Source organism: Acetivibrio cellulolyticus CD2 (assembly GCF_000179595.2).
Taxonomy (GTDB): domain Bacteria; phylum Bacillota; class Clostridia; order Acetivibrionales; family Acetivibrionaceae; genus Acetivibrio; species Acetivibrio cellulolyticus.
Window position 1 is genome coordinate 217,790 of record NZ_JH556658.1, and the last position, 23,980, is coordinate 241,769.

A 23,980-nucleotide genomic window follows, 5' to 3' on the forward strand; every position below is an offset into this window, starting at 1 on the left:
TCAAACGTATGTTCGACGAAAGCGTAAAAAAATTATAACCTGAAATATTTAACAGTGTTTTTGTAACAGTTACTGTATATTCGAATCAAACTGTTAAGTTTTGTATATGGGAATTCGATATTATTGATGTGGGATAAAATGTGTTCGGAGGCACTATGATGCTTTTTAAAATATTAAGGTTTATGTTTATATTAATAGCAAGTATATTCATAAGTTGCCAGGTTGTATATGGTGATAAACCTGTTGTTGTTTATCAATCTGAAGACAATTATCCACCTTATAAATTCAGCCAAAATGGAAAATTTAATGGTTTTGAAATTGAACTATCAAATATTATTTTTGCTGATGGTGATTATAATGTTGAATTTTCAACAGATTCCTGGAGCAGAGTTTATGATGGTGTTGCTAATGATAAAATCGATACTTGTGGTTTAGTTGCTATAAATGAAGAAAGAAAGAGAGAACTCTTATTTTCAAATGTTGTATTAAAAGGCTATATTTCAATATATACCAGAAGCGATTTTAATATTGTTTCCGTTAAGGATTTGGAGCAGTATCATGTTGGCGTTGGATATAAGCAGTACACCGAGGAGATATTACATGATGTTGTTGGAATTAAAAATTATTCTACATTCAGCACGGTAGAAGAAGCTTTAGAAGCATTGGATAAGGGAACGATAGATGTTCTTTTTGAAAATCAGGAAGCAGTGAACTACTATTTGATTGAAAAGGAACTAAAGACAAGAATCAAGTCGCAGGAAAGTAATCTTTATCCGGTTCAGCTGGCATATGGTGTGAGGAAGGGAAATAAGGACCTTGTAAAATATGTAAATAAAAAGCTTGAATATCTGATAAGTACAGGTGAGTATGAAAATTTATATCAGAAATATTTTGGCGCTCACTCAGAGTATTATGATAATTATCATAGAAACAAGTTTATATTCATTACAGTTTTGATAATTATTATTTTTATTTTGCTACAGGTTCATATTAAGCGTCTTAAAAAGAAAATAACGAGAGCTTATAGGGAGCTTAGAAAACATCATGAGTGGTTGGAAGTAACTATTTCAAGCATAGGTGAAGCGATAATTGCGACTGACGAAAAGGGCGTTATTATGTTTACAAATCTTGAGGCACAAAAAATGTTTTCCTTATCCGAAGATGAGTTTATGAAAAAATGTCTGAATGAAGTTCTTGGTGGATTAATGGATGAGAATGGAGCGCCATGCAGCTTTTCCGTGGAAGAAGTAATAAATCGAGGAGTTAAACTAAACCTGGAAAGTATATCGGTATTAGCCTCTACTGATGGTAACGAACATCTTGTTACAGGAGCGATTTTGCCAATAAGAAATGAATTAGGAGAAATAATTGGTACGGTGAGTGCGATTAAGGATATTACTGAAATAAAGAGGTCTGAAAAGAGAATATATGATATGGAGTATTATGACTCTCTTACGGGTTTGCCGAATAAGGCGTTATTTTCCGATAGGCTCAATATGGCATTGGCTAATGCACGTAGAAGTGGTTTAAAATGTGCAATTATCATTCTTGATCTCGACAATTTTAAAACAATTAATGATACATTAGGACATGCTTGTGGTGATGAAATATTAAAACAGATGGGTGAAAAGATCAAAGGCTATATAAGAGAAGTTGATACGGTTGCAAGGTTTGCCGGAGACGAGTTTATTATCCTACAGCCTAATGTAAGGCTTTTAACTGATATTACAAGAGCTGTAGAGAGGATAATTGAAAAGTTCCAAAAGCCATGGATTTTGGAGGGAAGAGAATATTATGTAACTGCAAGTATTGGAATAGCTGTTTATCCTAATGATGGAGAAGATGAGCAGACCTTAATAAGAAATGCCGACATAGCAATGTACAAGGCAAAAGAAACCGGGAAAAATAGTTATGAGATGTTTATGGAATCAATGAATAAAAATATAATTGACAAGCTTGATATGGAAAATAGCTTAAGACATGCACTAGAGAAAGAGGAATTTGTACTGTTCTATCAACCTCAGATAGACATTAAAACTGGAAATATTATTGGGGTGGAAGCTCTAATAAGGTGGAATCGTGAGGGGATTGGACTTGTACCTCCAATGGAGTTCATACCTATGATTGAAGAATCGGGTTTAATTATCCCTTTAGGGGAATGGGTACTTAGAGCCGCATGTATGCAGAATGTTGAATGGATAAGAAAGGGTATTAAACCGGTATTAATAGCCGTAAACCTTTCTGCAAAGCAGTTTCAACAGCAAAACCTTGTTAAAATAATTGAGAATGTGCTCAATGAAACCGGTCTTGATCCAAAACTCCTTGAACTTGAAATAACTGAGAGTATTGCGATGCAAGATATTGATTTTACGATAGCAGTTTTAAAAGAATTGAGAGAAAAGGGAATTAGAATTTCCCTGGACGATTTTGGTACAGGGTATTCATCTTTAAATTATTTAAAGATGCTGCCAATCGATACACTGAAGATAGATAAGAGCTTTGTGCGAGATATAACATCAAACTCCAATGAAGAAGCTATTGCTAAGTCAGTTATCAGTCTTGCTCATAAAATGCATCTTTCAGTGGTGGCAGAAGGTGTAGAGACAAAAGAACAGCTGGAATTTCTAAAGGAGCATATGTGTGATAAGGTGCAGGGATTTTTATTAAGCAAACCGTTACAAGCAAATGAGGCTGAGATATTATTGAGAAAAATGTAATGGTCTTTTGACCATTTTTTTTTGCACTATTACATGGATGAACATAATTATAATGTGTGACCGATAAAACAATTACCAAAAAATAATGTCAAAAAACAAGCTATTTAAGAAGAATAGTATATTGCTAATGTGAGGATGGACGAGTATAATTACTACTATGATAAATTTTTGTCAAAGGGGGAATTGGATATGAGAGCGATAGTGACTGTTATTGGAAAGGATAAAGTTGGAATTATTGCTTCGTTGAGTAATATACTTGCTAATTGCAATGTAAATATTTTAGATATTTCACAGACTACAATGCAGGATGTTTTTACGATGATAATGTTGGTTGATATTTCGGGGTTGTCTATTTCTTTTTCAGGTTTAGCTGAGCAACTGGAGAAAAAAGGTGTTGAAATAGGCTTATCTGTTAAAATTCAGCATGAAGATATTTTTGACTCCATGCACCAGATATAAGGGGGGAATCTTTGTGATAAGACCTTTTGAGATAATTGAAACAATAAAAATGATTCAGGAAGAAAATCTTGATATAAGAACCATAACAATGGGTATTTCTCTCAGAGACTGTTGCAGTCATGATGGAAATGTTGCAAGGAAGAAAATATACGACAAAATTACCAGACTTGCAGCTAATCTTGTAAAGGTTGGAGAAGATATTGAAAAAGAATATGGGATACCAATTATAAATAAAAGAATTTCAGTTACACCAATATCTTTGATTGCCGAGAGTTCTGATGAGGAAGATTATGTTAAATTTGCACAGATCATGGACAAAGCTGCTGATGAAGTAGGTGTTAACTTTATAGGTGGATTTACTGCATTGGTTCATAAGGGATATACCAATGGCGATAAAAAACTGATACAATCTATTCCTATAGCTTTAAGTACTACAAAAAAGGTGTGTTCATCAGTAAATCTTGCTACTACTAAATCAGGAATAAATATGGATGCTGTTAAGGAAATGGGGCAGATTATCAAGAAAGCTGCTGAACTAACTGCTGATAGTGGGGGCTTAGGCTGTGCGAAACTGGTTGTTTTTGCAAATGCACCCGAGGATAATCCGTTTATGGCTGGGGCTTTTCATGGGGTAGGTGAGCCTGAATGTGTTATTAATGTAGGTGTAAGCGGACCGGGTACTGTGAAAAGCGCTCTTACAAAGGTAAAGGGAGCAGATTTCGAAACTGTTTCAGAAACAATCAAAAAGACTGCTTTTAAAATAACAAGAATTGGCCAATTAGTAGCAAGGGAAGCGTCAAATAGGTTGGGCGTTTCATTTGGGATAGTTGACCTTTCGTTAGCTCCAACACCGGCTATAGGGGATAGTGTGGCATATATACTGGAAGAAATGGGACTTGAAAAGTGCGGTACTCATGGAACTACTGCTGCGTTGGCATTGTTGAATGATGCAGTTAAAAAGGGTGGTACAATGGCATCATCCTTTGTAGGAGGGTTGAGCGGAGCGTTTATTCCTGTAAGTGAGGACGCTGGTATGATAAATGCTGTAGTTGATGGAGCTCTTTCAATAGAAAAGCTGGAGGCAATGACCTGTGTGTGTTCTGTAGGTCTTGATATGATAGTAGTACCTGGAGATACAAGTGCAGAAACCATCTCGGCGATTATTGCCGATGAAGCGGCTATAGGAGTTGTAAATAATAAGACCACTGCAGTTAGAATTATACCGGCTCCAGGCAAAAAAGTCGGTGATATGGTCGAATTTGGAGGACTTTTGGGATCAGGTCCAGTTATGAAGGTGAACCAGTTTAGCAGTAAGGAGTTTGTTGATAGGGGAGGACGTATTCCAGCGCCTCTACACAGTCTTCGAAATTAGAGAAAAATGTGAAAATCAAGTTTACAAAAAAAGTGGGGGCTTATTTGCCCCCATAAGTATGTTATTTGGAGTTTAATGAGAGATTTGATTATGCTAATTTATTGGAAAAACTGCACTAAGTATTTCCTAAATATATTCGATCAATGGTGTTTTATCTTGACGAGTCTGTACTAAAAATATCATAATTTTCCAAAAATATCAAATTAATAATAGCATCGTATTAGACTATTTAGTCGATTTAAATTGAATTATATGATTTAATTTACAAAATGCGCATAATTTATTTATAATGGGTGAGTACCTTGTTCCATTAAGAAGGTACGAATATTTTATAAAATTAACTTTAGCCCCTGGGTCATGTTATCCTAGATCCCAGGGGCTTCAATTTTTTAGATGACACATTCGACATACCTCATACACATTGACTGGAACGCCAGTGTAAAATTGTTTTTTACTGGTGTAACCTTTTAACACAATCATACGTTATAATTATTAGAAAAACATCCCGAGGAGAATATGGATAATTTTACAGGCATTTATAGAAAGTACTACAACAAAATATACTGCTATATTCTTAATCTCTGTAACAATTCCAAACTTTCGGAAGATATCGTGCAAGAGACTTTTTACAAGACTCTGATGCTGATAAATGCCGGCAAACTTTCGGAGTTTGGAGAGGCATGGCTTGTAAGGGTGGCACACAATTTGTTCATAGATTATGTGAGAAAGAAAGACAGGTGGTTGATTAATGAGGATTACGAAAGGTCAATGGATTATATTCCACAGGAGAGACTACTGTCAAATATGACTATTAATATTACCCTTGACAAGTTACCTGTCAGATACCGGTCCATAATTCTTCTTAAGGACTATTTCGGATTTTCTCTGAGGGAAATTGCTTCAATTTTAGGTATTACCGAAAATTCCGCAAAAGTCACTCTACATAGGGCACGAGAAAAATTTAGAGAGGTGTATGAAAATGAAAAGTAATGATTGCAAATCCATATTATCAAAGTTAAAAAAATACATAGACGGTGAACTGTCCGAAAGTGAAACAGTTTTGGTAGAGCAACACCTGAAAGAGTGTGAGGAATGTCAGCGATCAGTAGAAGATATGGAAGATAAAACCTTTGTTTCTCGGGATAAGAAAATCTTGAAAGGCTTGAAAAAATTGAGAATACAGTTCTATTTCAAAGTTATTGCGATATCTGTAGCTGCAGTTGCATTTTCTCTTATATTTGTAAACTTTATTGGTCCTGAAATAATGAGAAATGTTTATTCGGAAAGAGACCTTAACTATCAGAGAGCTATACTTGACAATGTTACCCTCAAAAAGTTTCTTGTCTCAGATGTTCATATAACACATAAACCAGGGCTATTAAAAACAGTAATCGAGTGCGAATACTCAGCGAATATTTTTGGAGAAAATTTTTCGAAACAGAAGGAACGGTATATACTGCCAAATATATTTGGAAAGATAGAACATAAAACTGATCTGGATTTATTGTATGGAAAAACAGATAGTAAGCTCGCTTGGATTACTCTTGATAATTTTCTTACTGAAGAAAAATACGAAAACCGTTATAAAAAACTTGGTGAACAGTTTGACAAGCTCGAAAATTCTCCACAAGGTTCTATTACCCAAGCAATTACAATTTTCAAAAAACCTTATAAAGTTGAGGAACTTCCAGACATCTTAAGGGATATTGGTGATGTTAAGCTGGAATACTGCTGGTTTTCTGTAGACACCGGATTCCAAAAGATTTATGATGCCAATAAGGACACAAACTCTCTTCGCTTTTTCATCACACATCCCGTAGGTTTTTCTGTTTTCACGCCGGAGGATGTTTCTACAAACGCATACCTTGATTACCAGCGGGGTATGTTTTATAGAGGTCTTAAATTTGATATGCAGGTAAAATATCCTGCAAGTCTTTTTGAAAAGGAGTTTGCTTGGTTTGAAGGCAACTACAAATATTTTTTCGATCTATACAAAAGTGAAAATACGGATGTTGAATTAAAGCAGGATGATTTTGAAGAGGCAAAAAAAGTATTGACCCACATGAAGGAGTATATCAAATCAAATGGAGTTATGGTTAAAACAGCAATTATTACAGCTCCTACTCAAAATATTATGAAACTTAGAAATAACGATAATCTTCTTGGTTTTGAAATAATAAATGTTGATTTTGACTATTAATCTGATGAAAAGGTAGAGTTTGATAAATTCTCTACCTTTTCGTAAAGTTTCACTTTATCAGCTTATCTTCACAGGCATCAATTTGTTAAATGTATATAGTTTTTTATGAATATTTGCACAAAATTCATCAATTAGGTAAATAAGGTGCATGGTTGGTAGATGCTCCAATTTATTGTATACTATTATTAGATTGAACCATGTGAATGTTAATGAGGAGGAGTTTTTGTGCAAAAAAGGTTTTCTGCTTTCTTAACTGTAATTTTTACTATTGCAACATTATTTACAAACTCTAATACTATTGTAACTTCTGCCGCGGTTAGTGCAGATATAATAGTTGCTAAAAACGGTACCGGTGATTTTAGCACTGTACAAGCGGCAATTGACTCAGTACCGTCAGATAATTCGGAAGAAGTTGTCATACTTGTAAAGAATGGAACATACAAAGAGGTCGTGACAATAAGAAAGAATAGAGTTCATCTTATTGGGGAAAGTAGCACTGGAGCAATAATAACATATGATAATTATGCTGGAAAATTAAAATCAGATGGTACTACATATGGTACATCTGGTTCAGCGTCATTTTATCTCTACGGAACGGATGCAATTATTGAGAACCTTACTATCGAAAATTCCTTTGATGAAAATATCAATACTGACGGTAAACAGGCTGTAGCTGCCTATATGCGCGGTGATAGGCAAATAGTAAAAGATTGTATCTTTATTGGGAATCAGGATACATTATATGCACACTCAGGCAGACAGTATTATTCAAAATGCAAAATTATTGGTGATACAGATTTCATTTTTGGTGGTGCAACAGCTGTATTTGATAATTGTGAAATAGTTTCAACTTCAAGAGGTGGTTATGTTACGGCAGCAAGCACAGATATTGCAAATTACGGATACCTGTTTTTAAATTGCAACTTAAAAAGTGATGCTGCAGCAAATTCAACATATTTGGGAAGACCATGGCGCCCGAATGGAAATGTAGTTTATAAAGAATGTTATTTGGGAGCACATATAAAAGACATCGGTTGGACTAGTATGAGCGGCAATTTACCAGAGAATGCCCGCTTTTTTGAATACAAAAGCACTGGTCCAGGGGCGGTTATTAATTCATCCAGAAGACAATTGACTGATGACGAAGCTGCATTATATTCAATAGATAACTTGTTAAAAGGAACCGACAATTGGAAACCGGATTCTGATATAATTGCAACCCCAACTCCTACACCAAATATTATTTATGGAGATTTAAACGGAGATGGAAGCGCAAACTCTATTGATTTTGCATTAATGAGAGGATATCTCCTTGGTATTACTAAATTGGCAGAGGATAAGCTTGCAGCATCAGATTTAAACCTTGATGGTAGTGTTAATTCACCGGATTTTGCAATATTTAGAATGTACATATTGGGCATGATAAAAGCTTTACCATTAAGAATATAAATTTACAAACAGATATTATGGGGAGACAGAATATGCAGATAGTAGTAATTATAGTAAGCATACTTATTTTAGTATGTATATCAAGCATTTACAATCGAAATAAAAAAATTAGAAAACTTCGCAAGTTTATAAAGTGGCAGTTTGGTAAGAAACCTATGGTATCTAAAAATGACGTTGAAAAAATTGGTTATTATTGGGGTGAGTATTCAGAATCAATACCAAATGATGAAAAATTAGATAGCATAACATGGAATGATTTGGAGATGGACAAAATATTTTTTAGGATTAATAATTGTAATTCTTTTGTGGGGGAGCAGATATTATATTTTTTACTTCATTGTTTGCCTAAAAACAATACGCATACAGAATTATTAGAAAAGAAAATTTGTTTTTTTGCATCTAATGATAAGGAAAGAGAAGAAATTCAGTTATTACTAAGTGGACTTGGCAAGGATGAAAAGTGCTATTACTTGCCCAAATTTATAGCAAATTTAGATGAATTTAAGATTTCAGGCATATGGAGATATCGGTTTATGCAAGTATTATTAGCACTATCCGTTCTTCCGGCGATTATCCTGCAGAATTTTGAATTCTTATATCTAACAGCATTTATATTTGCTATTAATTTAGCAATTTACCTAAAAGGTAAGATAGTGTATGAGGCTAACCTTGACACGCTCGATAGTATAATTGATTTAATAGCTGTAGGTAATCGAATTGTTAATACAAAAAAATTCATGTATGAGAGTAAATTTAATGACTTGAAGAAAGAGGTTGTTTTATTCAAAAGGCTATCAAATATTGTTAATAGAATAAAAAACCAAAAAGATGCTACTATATCAGGAGATTTCATTGGTATTTTATCCGATTATCTAATAGGTGCGACTTTATGGGATTTTGTGAGATATGACCGGATTATTCGTGAACTAAAGAATAAGCAAAATGAGTTTATAGAGTTGTATAAAAGGGTTGGAGAGATTGATGTGGCAATAACAATAGCCTCATTTCGAAAAAGTCTGTCTTTGTTTTGTACCCCGACTTTTCATAAAGAACATATACTAAAAATAGAGCAAATATATCATCCATTAATTGATGAACCTGTTTGTAATTCAGTAACAATAGACAAAAGTTGCATTATTACCGGTTCAAATGCTTCTGGTAAATCTACATATATAAAAGCGGTTGCTATAAACATAATTCTTGCGCAAAGTATACACACATGTATGGCTAAACAGATGATTTTACCATTTGCAAGAATTATTACTTCAATGGCGGTACGTGATGATTTGATGGCAGGAGAGAGTTACTATATTAAGGAAATAAAATATTTGAATCGAATTATTAAGAATTTAAGTGAAGAAAGATTAGTTATCTGTGCGATTGATGAGATTTTACGTGGAACTAATACTGAAGAAAGAATTGCGGCATCTGCTTCAATATTAAGGTTTTTACATAAAAAGAATTGCATTGCAATAGTTGCATCTCATGATATTGAGCTAACAAAAATCTTAGATAAAATGTATGATAATTATCATTTTCGTGAACAGATGCAAGATAAGGATATTACTTTTGATTATAAAATATATAAAGGAGCATCAACTTCAAAAAATGCAATAAAACTTCTGGAATATGTAGGATTTCCTGATGAGATAATAGATGGAGCGAGAAATTTAGATTGGCGTTAGAGCTAATGGTCTGTTTATGAGTAGCATAATATCATACTGAGTTTAAACATTTCAGTATTGAATTGCGAATTGGAGATAAAAAAAGGCCTTACAGAGTTCTTCCAAAGGCCTTTTTATGAATAGCAAAAACAATCAATTTACTAACTATTATACACTATTTAAACATTCTTAAGGTGGTGGGGTTAGCCCTTAACCGTATTTGTATTGACATTTCAGCTGAATTTAAACTTTATTTTGTCTCTTTGAGTTTAAAATTCAAACCCTCATAAATCCTGATCGGGTTGCCTCTTTCAAGGTCGTTATGCTGCATCCACATTGTTTTTTTATGTGATGCTGAATCCTCGTTATTTATTGCTTTTATAAGGTTTGATAACCTGCCAAGTGCCAATTTTTTATTCATATACTGTGACCTTTCCTCACTTGCCGTCACTGTCAAGCCAGTGGGGAGGTGAATTGCCCTGACGGCGGATTCAACTTTGTTGACATTTTGACCACCGGGACCTGAGCTTCTCATTGACTCAAAACTTACATCCTTTTCAGAAAAGTTGAGTTTTTCAGTGGATTGAAAAGCCTCTACATTTATAAACCAGTTTTTTCTCTTATGGTTAGGACGGTATGGGCTTTTGCAAATCCATAGAACGGTACCGTTTAATTCTTCTTGCGCCTGACATTCCAGAGACAGGAGCACCGATTTTAAGTTGCCTGATATGTTACCAGGTATTGCGTCGATTACGTTTGTTATTATTCCTTTATTTTTACATTCATTCTGATATGATTTCAGGAAAAGGCTCACAGCGAGCTCGCACTCATCAGGCCCTTTTCCAGAACTAATCTGTATCCACATAAATCCTCCTAATTTTTATACGTTAATAATGGTTTAAAAGTTGCAATGATACTTATCAACCCAAAGTCAATCAAACTCTGAATTACTATATCAATATTCTTGTAAGCTTCCGGGGCTTCTTCAAAAAGCAATTTTGTATCATCACAAACAACTCTGCCTTTAAGCTTGGTTGACTTGATACTTTCTTTTGTATATTTGCTTTCAAGTCTTGACCTACACAAGCTTCTCTCCCATTTCCGGCCTGCACCGTGTGCTAAAGAATAGCCTGAGACACAAGTTGCATCCGTTGGCATCACCAAATATGTTAGCGAGCCTCTTGACCCGGGAATTACAACAGCGCCTTTATCTGTGGGTAGTGAACCTTTTCTATGAAGGTATTGCAATTTGTCATCAGATTTCTTTATACTTACGCTATTATGGCAACAATCTATCAACCTATCAGCTTGAGTACTTATTCCCAGTGCTTTAAGAAGTCTATATGCAATTAACTTCCTATTGAGGGATGCCCAATAAACTGCATTGTCATGTTTTGAAAGATATTCTGCAGCTGCTTCAGAAGACTGTGATAAACCGTTTTGAGCGGAATGAATTCTTATACAATCATCAAGAATTGCCTGACCGTAACCCCTTGAACCACTGTGGATCAGAAGCGTAATTCTGTTCTTGTCAAAACCAAGGCTATTAAATGCTTTTTCCTCGAATATTGTATCAACCTCCTGAAATTCTGCAAAATGGTTACCTCCGCCTATAGTACCAAGGCTTGCGCCAAGGGGAGAGGAGGTCTGATTTGTTTCTTCTGATTCGGGTAATGGAATTTCTTTTAAATTTTGAATATCTTCAGCTTTTTTAACCATTCTATCTATTTTTAATTTCCTTTTTTCTATGTCTGTCGCAAACATGCTCATTCCGCAGCCGATATCATTTCCTATCAGGTGAGGGTAAATGATACCCTCAGTGATAATTGTTGCTCCAACAGGTGTTTTACCAGGGTGGAGATCAGGCAATCCGACTGCTTTTACTACGCCAGGCAGTGTACTGATCTGGTTAAGTTGGTTTACAGCATTTTGTTCAAGCCAATTCTTCTCAGATGAAATAATAGTTACATTATTCATATATATTTATATTTCTCCTTCCATATATCTGACCCTTAAAGGGCATAAAAATACCGTGATATAGTAACCACGGCGTCATTTACTGGATCATAATCCTATTTTAAAAATGGCAATAAAAAAACACGATAACTTATCGCGCTTATATAGCAAAATTCTATATTGCTATCAGGTGACGGTTACTTTTAAGGTTGGCCACAAGAACAGAATAAATATAGCTCTTTTGGCCCAATATTAAATTATAAACATAACACCTCATTATTTATTGTTGTTTGCATTTTCAACACTCCTCTCACCTGATTATTATGGGTTAATATGTAAGTACTATTTAATCATATTATAGGATTAGCATAAATGTCAATATGCAAATTTGAATTGTAAAATAACTTTTTATATATAAAAAGTTCCATAGATTAAATAAAATAATTATTGTAGTAGTCGTAATCAAATTTATAAAGAAGTGGGGGGATATTTCATACTGGGAGGTACGTATGGTAGAGCTATGAATGGTTATGGAAAATGTACAGAAATTCAAGTATCTGTAATGAGAGGGTGGTTTGGTTTAACTGATCATGGTTTTTAATGTATTGCTATTGTAAATACATTTGGATATAATATTAATAGAAGGAGTGATTGGTTATGGCTAAGACGACAAATTTATATGTAAGACTTGAACCAGAACTGAAGGAGCAGGCAGAATCTGTTCTGGAACAATTAGGTATTCCACTATCTAATGCAGTGAATATATTTTTAAAGCAGGTTGTTATGCATGGAGGAATTCCTTTTGATGTTAAGCTTCCTGCTCAAAAACCTGTGGCAGTTTCCAGCTTAACTGAAACTGAACTGGATACGGAGTTGGAAAAAGGTTTTGCAGATTTGGTGAAAGGGAATACAAAACCTGCAGATAAGGTGTTTTCCCGCATCCGTAGGGATTATAACATATGAAATACAAAATAGTTATAACAGAACAAGCAGATGCTGATTTAAGAAGGATTTATGAGTACATCGCATTTAACTTGCATGAGCCTGCGATAGCAGAAGGCCAATTGAAAAGTATCGAAAAAGGCATACGGGGTCTTGATGAAATGCCGGGTCGGTTTCGTAGGCTTGAAATAGAACCATGGCGTAGTAGGAGGCTTTGCCAAATGCCTGTAGACAATTTCATAGTGTTTTATATTCCCCAAAACGAGGATAAAACAGTCACTGTTATCCGTGTTTTATATGGTGGAATGGATATAGATAAAGAAATTAAAAAGACCAGTATATGACTATTCATAAATAACGATAATCTTCTTGGTTTTGAGTAATAACTGTAGATTTTAATCACTAATTTGATAAAAAAGATAGAGATATATTATTTGTTCTCTAACTTTTTATAAAGTTATGCCTTATTTACAGGCTTTGTAATATAGAATTTCTTTTCTGCCAGCTTATCTTCAACAATCCTCCGGGATTCTCCAAAACACTGTAAGCTTCATTGTCTGCCTTTTTATTGTCATCCTGTTAAATGTTTCAAGTTCGCAATTGATTTTTTATTTGAATTTTTCTATAATTTTCATTGTAGCTGTTATCTCGATGGGCATTTGTATTTTAAAATACTGGATATGATTTATTAAGAACTTTTGATCAATTACAGCGAATTGAAATTTGGAAAACCCAAGATGTCAGACCGGGAAGGGAAGGAGAATTCTGGATCAATTGCATTTGCAGAAAAACAAGAGGATAGTGCAATGATGCATTAATTCCTCATAATAAATAGCATTTGTGGCCATTATGTACGGAAAAGATATTACTGTGCCTACAAGAAAGGTTACATAGGCAGAATTATAAGTTTGCTTTAATTTTGGCAGAAACAGCTGAACTACATTGTCTTTTGTTAATTCCAAAGCCGGGAGTTTGCTGTTACCGGCAGATATTGAGATAGAGTTACCGGACTTACTTTCGATGACAGAAATTATTAAAAGTAAGCATAAAGCCAAAATTAGAAAGCGTTTCATTGTTTGTTCCTCCTTATTACTATTGCAATAGTTTAGGAAAGTCAATAGTGTTATATTTTTAGAGACATTATGAAATTTCGACTTAGTAATATAACACCACTTAATCTGGAAATCTTTATTATATTACTGTAATAATATATGTTATAATTTGAAATAGGAGTATTTGTATAGTTCATATAAATTATTGCGGCAGAAAAATGTAAATATCACAAAAGGAACCGGATAAATTATGAAAGATAATAGTCAAAAGAATTCACATACTGGGATCATTGAAACAGGTGGAACAAAAGATAATTTTATTGAATTGTTTTCTAGATTCCTTTTGAATACTTTTAAAATTTTTGTTGGAGGTTTTATTGGAGATTTAGTATTATCAATTGTGTGTATGATTATTTATGCAGTGCTGAGTAAAGTATATTTGAGTAAATTGGCTGTTTTAATTTATTTGGCTCTGCCAATAACTATATTTATAAAATTATTCAAAAATAAGAAAGCTTTATATGTGCCAGTGGGTTTGTGTTTTATGCATTTTATATTTTTCCCAACTGCATTTTTATATATACTTAAATTTATACATATTATTGATTAAGTGGTGAGAAAATGATTGTAGAGAGTATGTACTTAAAAATGGTTTTAATATGTGTTGCTGTATTGCCATTATACGGGGCTACAGAGTTGATTTACAGGCTTTATTTTAATAATCATTTACTTAAGATGATTCGAAAAATCGGAATTGTATTTTTGTCTATTCTTTTTATATTTACATTATGTTCTTTTGTAATTCTTTATATAAATGCATATCCATCTTATTCCAGTTTGAAAGAAATAAAAATTTCTGAAATAGATAAGCTTTCTCAAATTGAAGAACAGTGTAGTAAAATAGCAAAAGAGTTTGATACAGATTTTGAACTTAAAGAGTTTTCTATGTATATAAATAATAATGATACAAAAAAATTAACAAATGATACCAAGCTGATATTTAATTATACCTGCTTAAACAAATATGAAATTGGTGATTGTTTATTAGGTTGCGATATTAGTGTAAATTACAATAAGAAAGTAATCACAGATGTCCGTTATTACAATTATGATGTGCCGAGAGATTGTCATCATTGGGAAATGAAGCGAATAGGAGAATTTGAAGATTATATTAATGTCTCAGATTTTATAAATTATTTTAGTGACCAAATCAAAACAAAATATCATTATATTAAAAATCCGGTTGTTTGTGTAGAAAAAATATTCAGGGATAAGTTTAATGCTCAATTAAGAGATGATGATATTGTTATTGCAGAATATGATGTTTTATCGAAAAAAAATAAAATAGAGTTTAAAGAAAGGTGAATTCAAACTGCATGATCTATATCCAAATAACAACGTGATAGAGCAAACTATTGAAGCCCTTTATAAAGAGGGGGTTACTTATAAGAAAAAACTATTTGGGATTTTTTGACCAATACTTATGAAGAAAATGGAGAATGGGTAAAACAATAATTCTTGTGATGAGGTGACACATGCTTTTCAATAAAAAAGTTCCTGATAAAAAAGATTTACTAAAAGAATTAGATTTACTTGGCTATTCGGACAGGGTGAAAAAAATGGCTATTATGGGCCGTGACAATAATAGTTCAAAGCAATATCATAAATTGCTTTCTTCATTACTTGAGGATGGTGCATATGAAGCACAGCTTGCGCTTACAGGTGCTTCAGTAACCAAAAACACTGATATAATCTTGTCGGCCTTAAAGCATCGCATGGTTAGTGTTAGAAAAAAAGCAGCAGGACTTTTGGCAAAAGCAGCCTCAGATGATGACATAGTAAAAGAGATAGAAAATTTATCTCAGGATTGCCGTAGATGCCTACTACGCAATATTACAAAAATTAATCGTCAGGTATTGGCGGAACGGTTGATTGGATTGGTGTACAAAAGGTGGGGAGCACATGAGGCAGCAATTCTGCTGCCGGCTTGTAGTAAAGAAACTGTTGAAAAATATCTTTTGGACATCGGACATGTAATAAGCAGTTGGCATATGCTAGCTTATAGGAATCTTGATGTGGTTTCGGACTATTTTAAGACGTCCTTAGAAAAAGCATCATCAAGGCAAAAAACTTATATTTGGTGGTGGTTCTCCACTGCAATTCAGCTTATGTGTGAATTGAAACCGGATTTTATTCTGGATTGTGCAATGAATTTGGGGCCAAAGGATATAGTACATCCTTTATTGAAAACCAACATAGGTATTTTAGTGCGTAAATGTCCTGAAAAAGTATATGATTTGTTGGTCAGGAATGAATCACGCAAAGAGTTGATTTCAAACGGAATACCTACAACTTTATTAAAAAACCTAAAATGTTTCTCAAAAGACCAACAGATTGGGTTAGGTAAATTGCTTGCTGAGAAACCTGCGCATATAGCAGAATTTCTGCATCATATCGCTCCTTCAGACCGGGAAGATTTGTTTGAGGCTGTATATGAGAAAGAAATCCGAAAGGAAATAGTTTTTCCAGAAGCATTATTATATGAATTGCCGCATAAATTACGTGACAGAGAAGCCGCTCGTATGCTTGGACTTCGCCAAATCAACGAAAGCCGGGCAAAAACTTATATGATTACTTTATATCGTGATATAGATAATGCAAGAGAAATACTACAAACAGCAGCACGTTCATCAAACGCAGAGGAAAGGGCACAAGCACTTACCTGGCTGATTAGAAGCACAGCTTTATCAAGGCATGGCGTTGATGAGACTTTGGCCTTCCTATGCCGTATCAAAAATGAGCAGGACCCGGTGCGGAGTGCAGTATTTACTGAGCTTTCAAAATGTAATGCATCTATTTATACTGAGAATAACATAAAAGAACTTACTTTGCTTGTTGACAGTGTCATAGAAGCTAGAGATACTTCATATTCAACAAGGTATGCTGTACAAAAATTTGCTTTTGCAATTATGATCCATAATGCATCAAATCCAGGTGGCGAGCTTTTTAAGTTCTCCATGGATATAACTAAAAAACTTACAAAGCAGACTGGACAATTGGCTTTTCCATCACTGGAAAAGAATATACCCCGTGGTCTGGAGAAAAACATATTTGACGAGATTTACCCATTGGTAGTGGATGCCAATAGACATGAAAACTATAGTATGGTTATTGCATTGGCAGCAGCGCTTGGAAAAAGGGGCTATGAGATAATAAAGCTTCAAAATTTATTGAAAGAAGCAATTGCTGCAAAACCTGATAATGTAGCAATTCAGGCTGCAAGGCATTGGCTTGCACCTAAAAAAACTCGTGATGAAAGGGTAAAAGAATTAATTGGTCTTGATAAATCCTTTATTACGATTCCACAAGTATTTTTGCATTTGCATATGAGACGTCAGGAATGGTTAGACCCATTTATTTCAGGTGATGTTATACGAGGGAAGTTTCTAACTGGTAATACAATTTATGTTGTACCGGCTGATAAAGGATTTCAAAGGTGGCTGCCGCGTCAGCAAAATTCGTTACTTTGTATGCTGGAAAGGATAGCATCCGATAGCAAACGTAGCCAATGGGAACGTGTAAATTGCATAAAAATAATGGCGAGAATGCCTGATATTTGCCCAACCAAAGTGATTAAATTCATGGATAGTAATGAAGTTCCAATAGTTGAAGCAGCTCTTTATGCAACATCATTGCTTGAAGAGCCGGAAAAGTCAATTCCGATTTTACTCGAAAATATTGACGGAGATAGAGCACGTGTTGCAATGTACTCAATACCAAAATGTGCCCGCTTTGTTAATCCGGATTTATTGTCTTCAAAACTTAACGAACTTTTAAGCAGGGATAATCTTAAAATAACTGTTAGAAAAGAAGCAATAAGGTTAGTTGGAGCATACAAAAGCATTAATAGTTTATCGCTGCTGATGGGCGAATTGAAAAAAGCAAATCCGCACAAGGATGTCTTAATTGCAGTTGGTCATGCAGCCAGACAACTTCTCGATAATAAGGATGCATGGTGTGTTTTGAATGAATTAGCATCTTCATCACAAATTGATGTTGCAAGAAGCTTATTATATCAACAGCCGGATCAATTGCAAGAAGACTTCAGAACTAGGTATTTGGAATTGATAATTAGAGTGGCAAATTATAATGAGGCAGATGTCAGGAAAGAAGCCTTCTCATATATGAAACAATGGATTAATAGAAACGAAGAAACAGTTGCTAATGCTGCTTTAGCGGCTATTACCGATCTTGAATGCAGTTCTGTTTGGAATGCTGCTACGGATACACTGATAGAAGCATGCTGTGATGGAAAAGTCAATGAAGTGGTAATAAATGTTTTTAAAGACCTGGTCAATGTAGATATAATTGAAGAATACAATGCCAATGCTCAAAGAGATTTACCCCATCGCCAGCGTCTAATGAAATTGGTGAGTAAACTTACGTCTTTGCCAAGTTCCACACGTTTGAATCTTGTACCGTTATATAAGGGCATTATTGAGTGTTTTTCAAAAGAGAAAACATTAAAAAATGCTCTGATAAAAGTTCACGTTGCATCAATTGATTGGAATGATGTAGAGAATTCAATTATTATACTAAATAATATTGTTAATTGTATTATTGATTATCCTCATCTTATAAACAATGCTTACAATGAAGTTTTACAAAATTTAAAAGATAATAAAGGTTATTGGGAGCCGGAAACGTTATTGAAGATAGTTGATATGATTTGGCATAAAGGTTGTCGTGAAGCTCAATATATTTCACTGGCACTGCTGGAAGTTGCCGGTAGTACCTTGTTTTGGCATCAGGATTGTGGAAATCGATTAAAGTTATATAGAAATTATAACGACGTTATGATATGTACTCGTGCGTTAGATATTTGGACAGCAATAGAATAGTTATTCAAAATAATAAATGTGAAGGTGTTTTATACAATCTTAGGGAGAATCCAGAAATAAACGTGATTGAAAGTATAGAGGACCTCTAGCAACTTGATTTAAAAAGAGGGGCTGATACAAAAGTTCACTTATATCAATCATATTGTGCAGTTTATAAAGCTTAAGTACAATATGGATTGGGAATAAGGCATTTTGTATCAGCCTATCTTTGTTTAAAAGTTCTTATTAATATTAAGGTACCTTGTTAAATAAATTGTTACTACTATTAATCTATCTGTTATTTTATTGTTTTATAACAAAATCTCAATTAATTTCTGTTGAACCTAAAACATTGATGACGCCTGGAACAATTGTTGTATTTAAATTATTAAGATCAATATCTCCAAATGTTGCATTAACTACATTAATAGAAGTGATTCCACACTTTGTAGGTAATACTTTAAAAGTAAGGTTTGTAAACAATCCATTCGAAGTGATATATTCATCCTTCATTGTGCAATCAACAAACAGTATTTTTATGGTTCCATCCTCCAACTTGTTTATTGCAAAGTTCATATCAGGATTTTTCACAATACTTCCAACCTCATTTTCTACAAACTCCAATTGAGTAGAATCATAGGTAATAGTCATATTGCATGCGGCAATTCCTTTATCCGGAACATTTTCAAAGTTAACTGGAATAGTTATAGTATCACCAATTTTTGCATCACCAGAACCGACTTTACAACAAAAATCAGATTGAGGGTTTGGTGTTTGTACTGCAGGAATATCAATGATGACCGAGCCAGGATATACTGCTGTAGGTACTGAATAAAGGTTTATATCTCCAACTGTTTGATTAGATATGTTTATATGGGTAACTTCATATGAAGAACCTATAACTTTAAAATTGAGGTTTGCAACTATTCCACCTGATTTTATAAATTCATTTTCCATTGTAAAATCAATGAACAGCAATTTTAAAGATCCCTCACTGGTTTTGACCAAACTAAAGTTTGTATCTGGATTTGGGACTATACTTCCAGGCTCATATGATAAGAATTCCAGTTGTTTAGGGTCGTAAGTAATTGTAAAATCACATGTACTAATCCCGATAGCAGGAACATCGTCAAAATAGATAGGAAGAGTTACATTTTCATTTGGTGAAGCTTGCTTTGAACCCACAGTAATCTCGAATGAAGATAAAGGTGTAGGTGTTACTAAAGAATTAATGGTGACTGAGCCTGAACATAATTCTGTAGCTATTACATTAAGATTTAGGTCTGCAACTGTTGCATAGCATAAATCTATAAAAGTTAATCCAGACGTATGACCTACAACCTTAAAATTAAGGTTTGCAACAATTCCATCAAAATTGATACATTCATTTCCTATTGTATGATCAAGGAACAATAATTTTAGACACCCATCTTCTGCTTTGTTTATAGCGAAGTTTACATCTGGGTTTGGAACTATGTTTCCAGGCTCATATGATATATACTCCAATTGTTGAGGATCGTAAGTGATTGTAAAATTACATGCACTAATTCCGTTAGCAGGAACATTCATATAATTGATAGGTAGAGTTATATTGTCATTTTCTGCAGCATTGAGTGTTCCAGCGCCAATACGCAATGTATATGTAGAAGGTGTAGAGGATGGTTCAGGTGTTGTCGGTGGTGGCGTCGTCATGGACGGAATGCTTGGGTGTGGCGTCGTCTCGGCAATATAAACATAACCATCAATTGCCTTAGTGGGTACGCTAGCATAATTTCCATCACCGACTGTTATATCATATATTTTAATTGAAGTTTGATAGGACACAGAAATATTTATTTTAAAATTAAGTTCTGCAAATACTCCGTCTGTGCAAATATGTTTATCTAGATTTGTGGTGTCAACGAAGAGTAATTTTAGTACCCCAGGAGATGTTTCGGCTATAGCAAAGTTTGCATCTGGATCAGGAACTATATCTCCAGCACTGCCACCTGTATATTTCAAAATGGAAGTGTCGTAACTGATACTCATGTCAGTTGATACTATACCATTATCAGGAACGCATGTAAGTTTAATTGGTACACATACTTCTTTACCTGTTTGTGAATTAACTGATCCTCCTTCGATCACAAGTGTTTCGGTAGCAGTAGGTGTTGGTGTTGCATATTTTGGAGTTTTAGGCGGTTTTACTGGTTTTGAAGGATGCTTATGGTGCTTTGTTACTGCTTGTGTGGGACCATTTGGTGCAGCTGAGGCTGTACATAAATTGACCACTGTTGAAAACATAGTAACAAGCATGGCAATAGTTACAATTTTACACAGTATTTTTTTCATTTGAACATTCCTCCCTAAAGTAATTTTTATGTATTTATTTAAAGCAAGGTACCTCAAATTTTGGTTAATTTAATTATACAATAGTATTGGAAATTTATATCAAAAAGTAAAGAAATAAAATATTAAAATTTTCTAAACTGCATTAGTTTAACAATTAGAAATTAGGCACTGGATTTATAAAGTTATTGAAAATATAATTTTGGACAAAAAACTCCGGAAGTCCCGGAGTTTTTTATTGAAATATGTAAATATCTTTACATTATGCTATCTTGATACATAGAAAACTCTTCCGGATAATGATGTTTCTGCTCCATTTTTGCCTTTTTCCCTTATCACAATGGTATGTTTGCCTGTTGCAAGTGTGCTGGTATCAAGAGAATATTCAAAACCACTGTTTGAATTGTTGTATTGCGGATAAACCTTAGCCACATCTGGTCTCGACAGACCATAAGTTGCTGTACCTTTTACAACTCCGTCAACAAGGATTTCTATTTTATCAACTCCACTGTTGTCAAGAAACCAGCCCGATACTTTTGATACTCCGGTTATATTTTGTCCACTAGCAGGTTTATCAAGATAACCTTTCGGCATCAATCTGGCTACATAAATAGTTCTTGCATTTAGTGTTGTCTTTACACCATTGAGTCCGGTTTCTATTATGGAAATTTTATGTGCACCCTCTGATAGAACAAGTGTGTCAAGTGTATAGTGATAACCAGAATAAGAATTATTGTATGCAGGATAAGCATTATAAACATCCTGCCTAAGATCACCATAAATTGTATTTCCAACTACAATTCCATCTACTAGGACCTCAATCTTTGAAACCTTGGAAGGATCTAAAAACCAGCCCCACATCTTGTAATTTCCAGTAACAGTCTCTCCACTATAAGGTCTATCAATAACTCCTCTTGGAATAAGTCTTGAAACAACTATATTTCTTGCAGGAAGAGTGTTCACAGTACCCAATCGGGAGGTCTCACGAATTGTTATTACATGGCTACCTGTTGTAAGATTTCCTGTGTTTAGCTGATAATGGAATCCAGCATTGGAATTATAATATTTAGGATATGATTGAGCAATATCCTCCCTTAAATCACCATATACTGCATCTCCCATTTTAATACCATCAACTAAAACTTCAATTTTGGATACATTTTCAGGATCCAGGTAATAACCTGACAGATTAATTGTACCGCTAACTGCATAGCCTTCAGTCGGTACTTCAAGACATCCTAGAACAGGTAGAATTTCAAATTCAAAATCTTTAAACATCAATCTGTCATAAACGTCTTCTATAGGTCTGTAATCAGTAATTTTATTACCTTGAAGATACAGGTAAATCAGATTATTCAAGTTCTCTAACGGTTTAATGTCACTAATTCCATTATCCTTAATATCAAGGGCAATTAATTTTGACAAATTAGAAAGTACCGCAAGATCTTTAATGCCAGTATTACTTATCCCTAACATTTCAAGATTTTCAAGGTTTCTTATTATACTAAAATCGCTAACTGAATTACCATTTAAAACCAAGCAGCTAAGCTGAGGCATATTGGACAAAAATGATATATCCGAAAGTCCCAAATTATCCAGTTCAAGTTGTGTAATATTAGAACATTGAGTTATTTGTTGAATATTACTTATCGGATTGCCTCCAATTCCAAGGTTTTGAACTGATGGCAATGAGCTTAATACACCAATATCTATGACACGGTTATTGGTTATGTAAAGTGATTCAAGAAGTGAAAGCGAAGCTAATGGGCTAATATCAGTAATCTGATTATCACACAAATTTAAAAGTGATAAAGAACTTAAACCTGACAAAGGGTTTATATTGCTAATTTGATTACCATTTAATGATAAATACCTTAACGAGGTTTTTCCACATAATGGAGTTAATTCCCTGATCTGATTGTTATCAAGTTGAAGATCAACCAGATTTAGTTTCGTAAGAGCGCTTATATCGCTAATATTAGAGTTATTCATACTAAGTGAAGTGATAGAAGAAAAACCTGAAAGCTCGTTTAAATTGATTGAATTACCTCCAATGTCAAGTTGATATAGACTTCCAAGGCCCTTTAGTGGCAATATTGATGATATCTGATTATTTTCCAGATTGATATTTGAAATACCTAAAACACTCTTAATTGGACTAATATCGCTTATTAAATTATCATTCAGGTTTAATGATCTGAGTTTGGTAAATTTACTAATCAGTGACAGGTCGCTTATTTTGTTCTTTCCTAGATTAAGTGTTGAAAGATTAGCACAGCTTGTCAATGGCCCAATTTCTGAAATATCGTTTCCTTCAAGAGAAAGTGAGATCAGTGTAGAAGATGAAGCTAATCGGTCAATTATTCCAGGTCCTTGTATTCCTGTGTTACTCAAGCTCAGCATTTTCAATTTTGTCAAGCTGGTAACAGGTTCAAAAGATACAGGATGATTATTATCCAAAGCAATATACACAAGATTATTTAGATTTCTTATAGCATCTAAATTTTCAACTTTGTTGTTTGCAATGTCCAATATTGTTAAAGTAGTAAGAGTGCTCAAACAACTAATATTGCTAATTTTGTTATTACTGAGTAATGCAGATTTTAAACTTTTTAGATGTTGAATACCTTCAAGATTGGTAATTCCTTTGTTACTTGCATTTAAATTAGTTATTGCTGTAACATCAGTATCCAAAATATCTCCTGACGGTTTGTTGATTTGGGTCCTTACAACTGCCTCAAGGTTTTTGTCCAAAAATGTTACAACAGTTGAGGCGTAGGCCTTTAGAGGTAGCAAAAACAAAAAAGAATTGCAGATAATTGAAGTAATGATAAATAGTGATGTCAAACTCATTTTCATTGTTTTACTCTTTTGCATGTTAATTCCTCCCCAAAATTTAAGTTAAATGACAAGCTTTACATTTGAAACAGACTTGAATCCTATTTCAAATATTAGTTTATT

At 34.0% G+C, this 23,980-nt stretch carries 17 protein-coding genes; 12 read left to right on the forward strand and 5 right to left on the reverse strand.

Annotated features, from left to right (window positions below; genetic code table 11):
- Positions 1–182 precede the first annotated feature (182 nt).
- From ACECE_RS0216780 to ACECE_RS0216810, 7 genes are all read left to right on the forward strand, one after another.
- Complete coding sequence (locus ACECE_RS0216780) at positions 183–2,717, forward strand: EAL domain-containing protein (RefSeq protein ID WP_456049027.1); 2,535 nt, start codon at positions 183–185, stop codon at positions 2,715–2,717.
- Between the two features lie 189 nt (positions 2,718–2,906).
- Positions 2,907–3,176, forward strand: coding sequence for an ACT domain-containing protein (locus ACECE_RS0216785; protein ID WP_010249347.1), 270 nt, complete (start codon positions 2,907–2,909; stop codon positions 3,174–3,176).
- Between the two features lie 13 nt (positions 3,177–3,189).
- Positions 3,190–4,548, forward strand: a complete 1,359-nt coding sequence (locus tag ACECE_RS0216790) for a PFL family protein (RefSeq protein ID WP_010249348.1) — start codon at positions 3,190–3,192, stop codon at positions 4,546–4,548.
- Positions 4,549–5,064: 516 nt separating this feature from the next.
- Complete coding sequence (locus ACECE_RS0216795) at positions 5,065–5,538, forward strand: RNA polymerase sigma factor (protein WP_010249349.1); 474 nt, start codon at positions 5,065–5,067, stop codon at positions 5,536–5,538.
- Entirely contained in the window at positions 5,528–6,748 is a 1,221-nt protein-coding gene (locus ACECE_RS0216800) for an anti sigma factor C-terminal domain-containing protein (RefSeq protein WP_010249350.1), read from the forward strand. The genes ACECE_RS0216795 and ACECE_RS0216800 overlap by 11 nt, the downstream gene beginning before the upstream one ends.
- Before the next feature lie 225 nt (positions 6,749–6,973).
- Positions 6,974–8,197 carry a pectinesterase family protein gene (locus tag ACECE_RS0216805; protein WP_010249351.1) on the forward strand — a complete coding sequence of 408 codons (1,224 nt, stop codon included), beginning with the start codon at positions 6,974–6,976 and terminating at the stop codon, positions 8,195–8,197.
- Positions 8,198–8,229: 32 nt separating this feature from the next.
- Positions 8,230–9,882, forward strand: a complete 1,653-nt coding sequence (locus ACECE_RS0216810) for a MutS-related protein (RefSeq protein WP_010249352.1) — start codon at positions 8,230–8,232, stop codon at positions 9,880–9,882.
- A 229-nt stretch (positions 9,883–10,111) separates the two neighbouring features.
- Here ACECE_RS0216810 and prfH read toward each other — a convergent pair whose 3' ends face one another.
- Both prfH and ACECE_RS0216820 read right to left on the reverse strand, forming a co-directional pair.
- Positions 10,112–10,726 (reverse strand): peptide chain release factor H, encoded by a 615-nt coding sequence (gene prfH / locus ACECE_RS0216815; protein ID WP_010249353.1) that lies wholly within the window; start codon positions 10,724–10,726, stop codon positions 10,112–10,114.
- 8 nt (positions 10,727–10,734) lie between these two features.
- On the reverse strand, positions 10,735–11,838 hold the full coding sequence (locus ACECE_RS0216820) for an RNA ligase RtcB family protein (protein WP_010249354.1): 1,104 nt from the start codon (positions 11,836–11,838) through the stop codon (positions 10,735–10,737).
- Positions 11,839–12,474: 636 nt separating this feature from the next.
- Here ACECE_RS0216820 and ACECE_RS0216825 point away from each other — a divergent pair.
- Together ACECE_RS0216825 and ACECE_RS0216830 are read left to right on the forward strand one after the other, a co-directional pair.
- On the forward strand, positions 12,475–12,780 hold the full coding sequence (locus ACECE_RS0216825) for a type II toxin-antitoxin system RelB/DinJ family antitoxin (protein ID WP_010249355.1): 306 nt from the start codon (positions 12,475–12,477) through the stop codon (positions 12,778–12,780).
- A complete protein-coding gene (locus ACECE_RS0216830) occupies positions 12,777–13,103 on the forward strand; it encodes a type II toxin-antitoxin system RelE/ParE family toxin (RefSeq protein WP_010249358.1) in 327 nt (108 codons plus the stop codon). Before ACECE_RS0216825 ends, ACECE_RS0216830 begins: the two co-directional genes overlap by 4 nt.
- A gap of 426 nt (positions 13,104–13,529) precedes the next feature.
- Here the strand turns inward: ACECE_RS0216830 and ACECE_RS0216835 are convergent, their stop codons facing one another.
- Entirely contained in the window at positions 13,530–13,832 is a 303-nt protein-coding gene (locus ACECE_RS0216835; protein WP_010249360.1) for a hypothetical protein, read from the reverse strand.
- Between the two features lie 229 nt (positions 13,833–14,061).
- Here ACECE_RS0216835 and ACECE_RS0216840 point away from each other — a divergent pair, with 229 nt between their 5' ends.
- The 3 genes from ACECE_RS0216840 to ACECE_RS0216850 all read left to right on the forward strand — a co-directional run bounded on the left by ACECE_RS0216840 (position 14,062) and on the right by ACECE_RS0216850 (position 18,712).
- Entirely contained in the window at positions 14,062–14,421 is a 360-nt protein-coding gene (locus ACECE_RS0216840) for a hypothetical protein (RefSeq protein ID WP_010249362.1), read from the forward strand.
- 11 nt (positions 14,422–14,432) lie between these two features.
- Entirely contained in the window at positions 14,433–15,176 is a 744-nt protein-coding gene (locus ACECE_RS0216845) for a hypothetical protein (RefSeq protein WP_010249364.1), read from the forward strand.
- Between the two features lie 170 nt (positions 15,177–15,346).
- Entirely contained in the window at positions 15,347–18,712 is a 3,366-nt protein-coding gene (locus tag ACECE_RS0216850) for a hypothetical protein (RefSeq protein WP_010249366.1), read from the forward strand.
- Positions 18,713–19,015: 303 nt separating this feature from the next.
- On the opposite strand, the gene ACECE_RS0216855 is transcribed toward ACECE_RS0216850, so the two are convergent.
- A complete protein-coding gene (locus tag ACECE_RS0216855) occupies positions 19,016–21,022 on the reverse strand; it encodes a cohesin domain-containing protein (RefSeq protein ID WP_010249368.1) in 2,007 nt (668 codons plus the stop codon).
- A 264-nt stretch (positions 21,023–21,286) separates the two neighbouring features.
- On the reverse strand, positions 21,287–23,896 hold the full coding sequence (locus ACECE_RS29520; protein ID WP_010249370.1) for a leucine-rich repeat domain-containing protein: 2,610 nt from the start codon (positions 23,894–23,896) through the stop codon (positions 21,287–21,289).
- Positions 23,897–23,980: the final 84 nt, after the last annotated feature.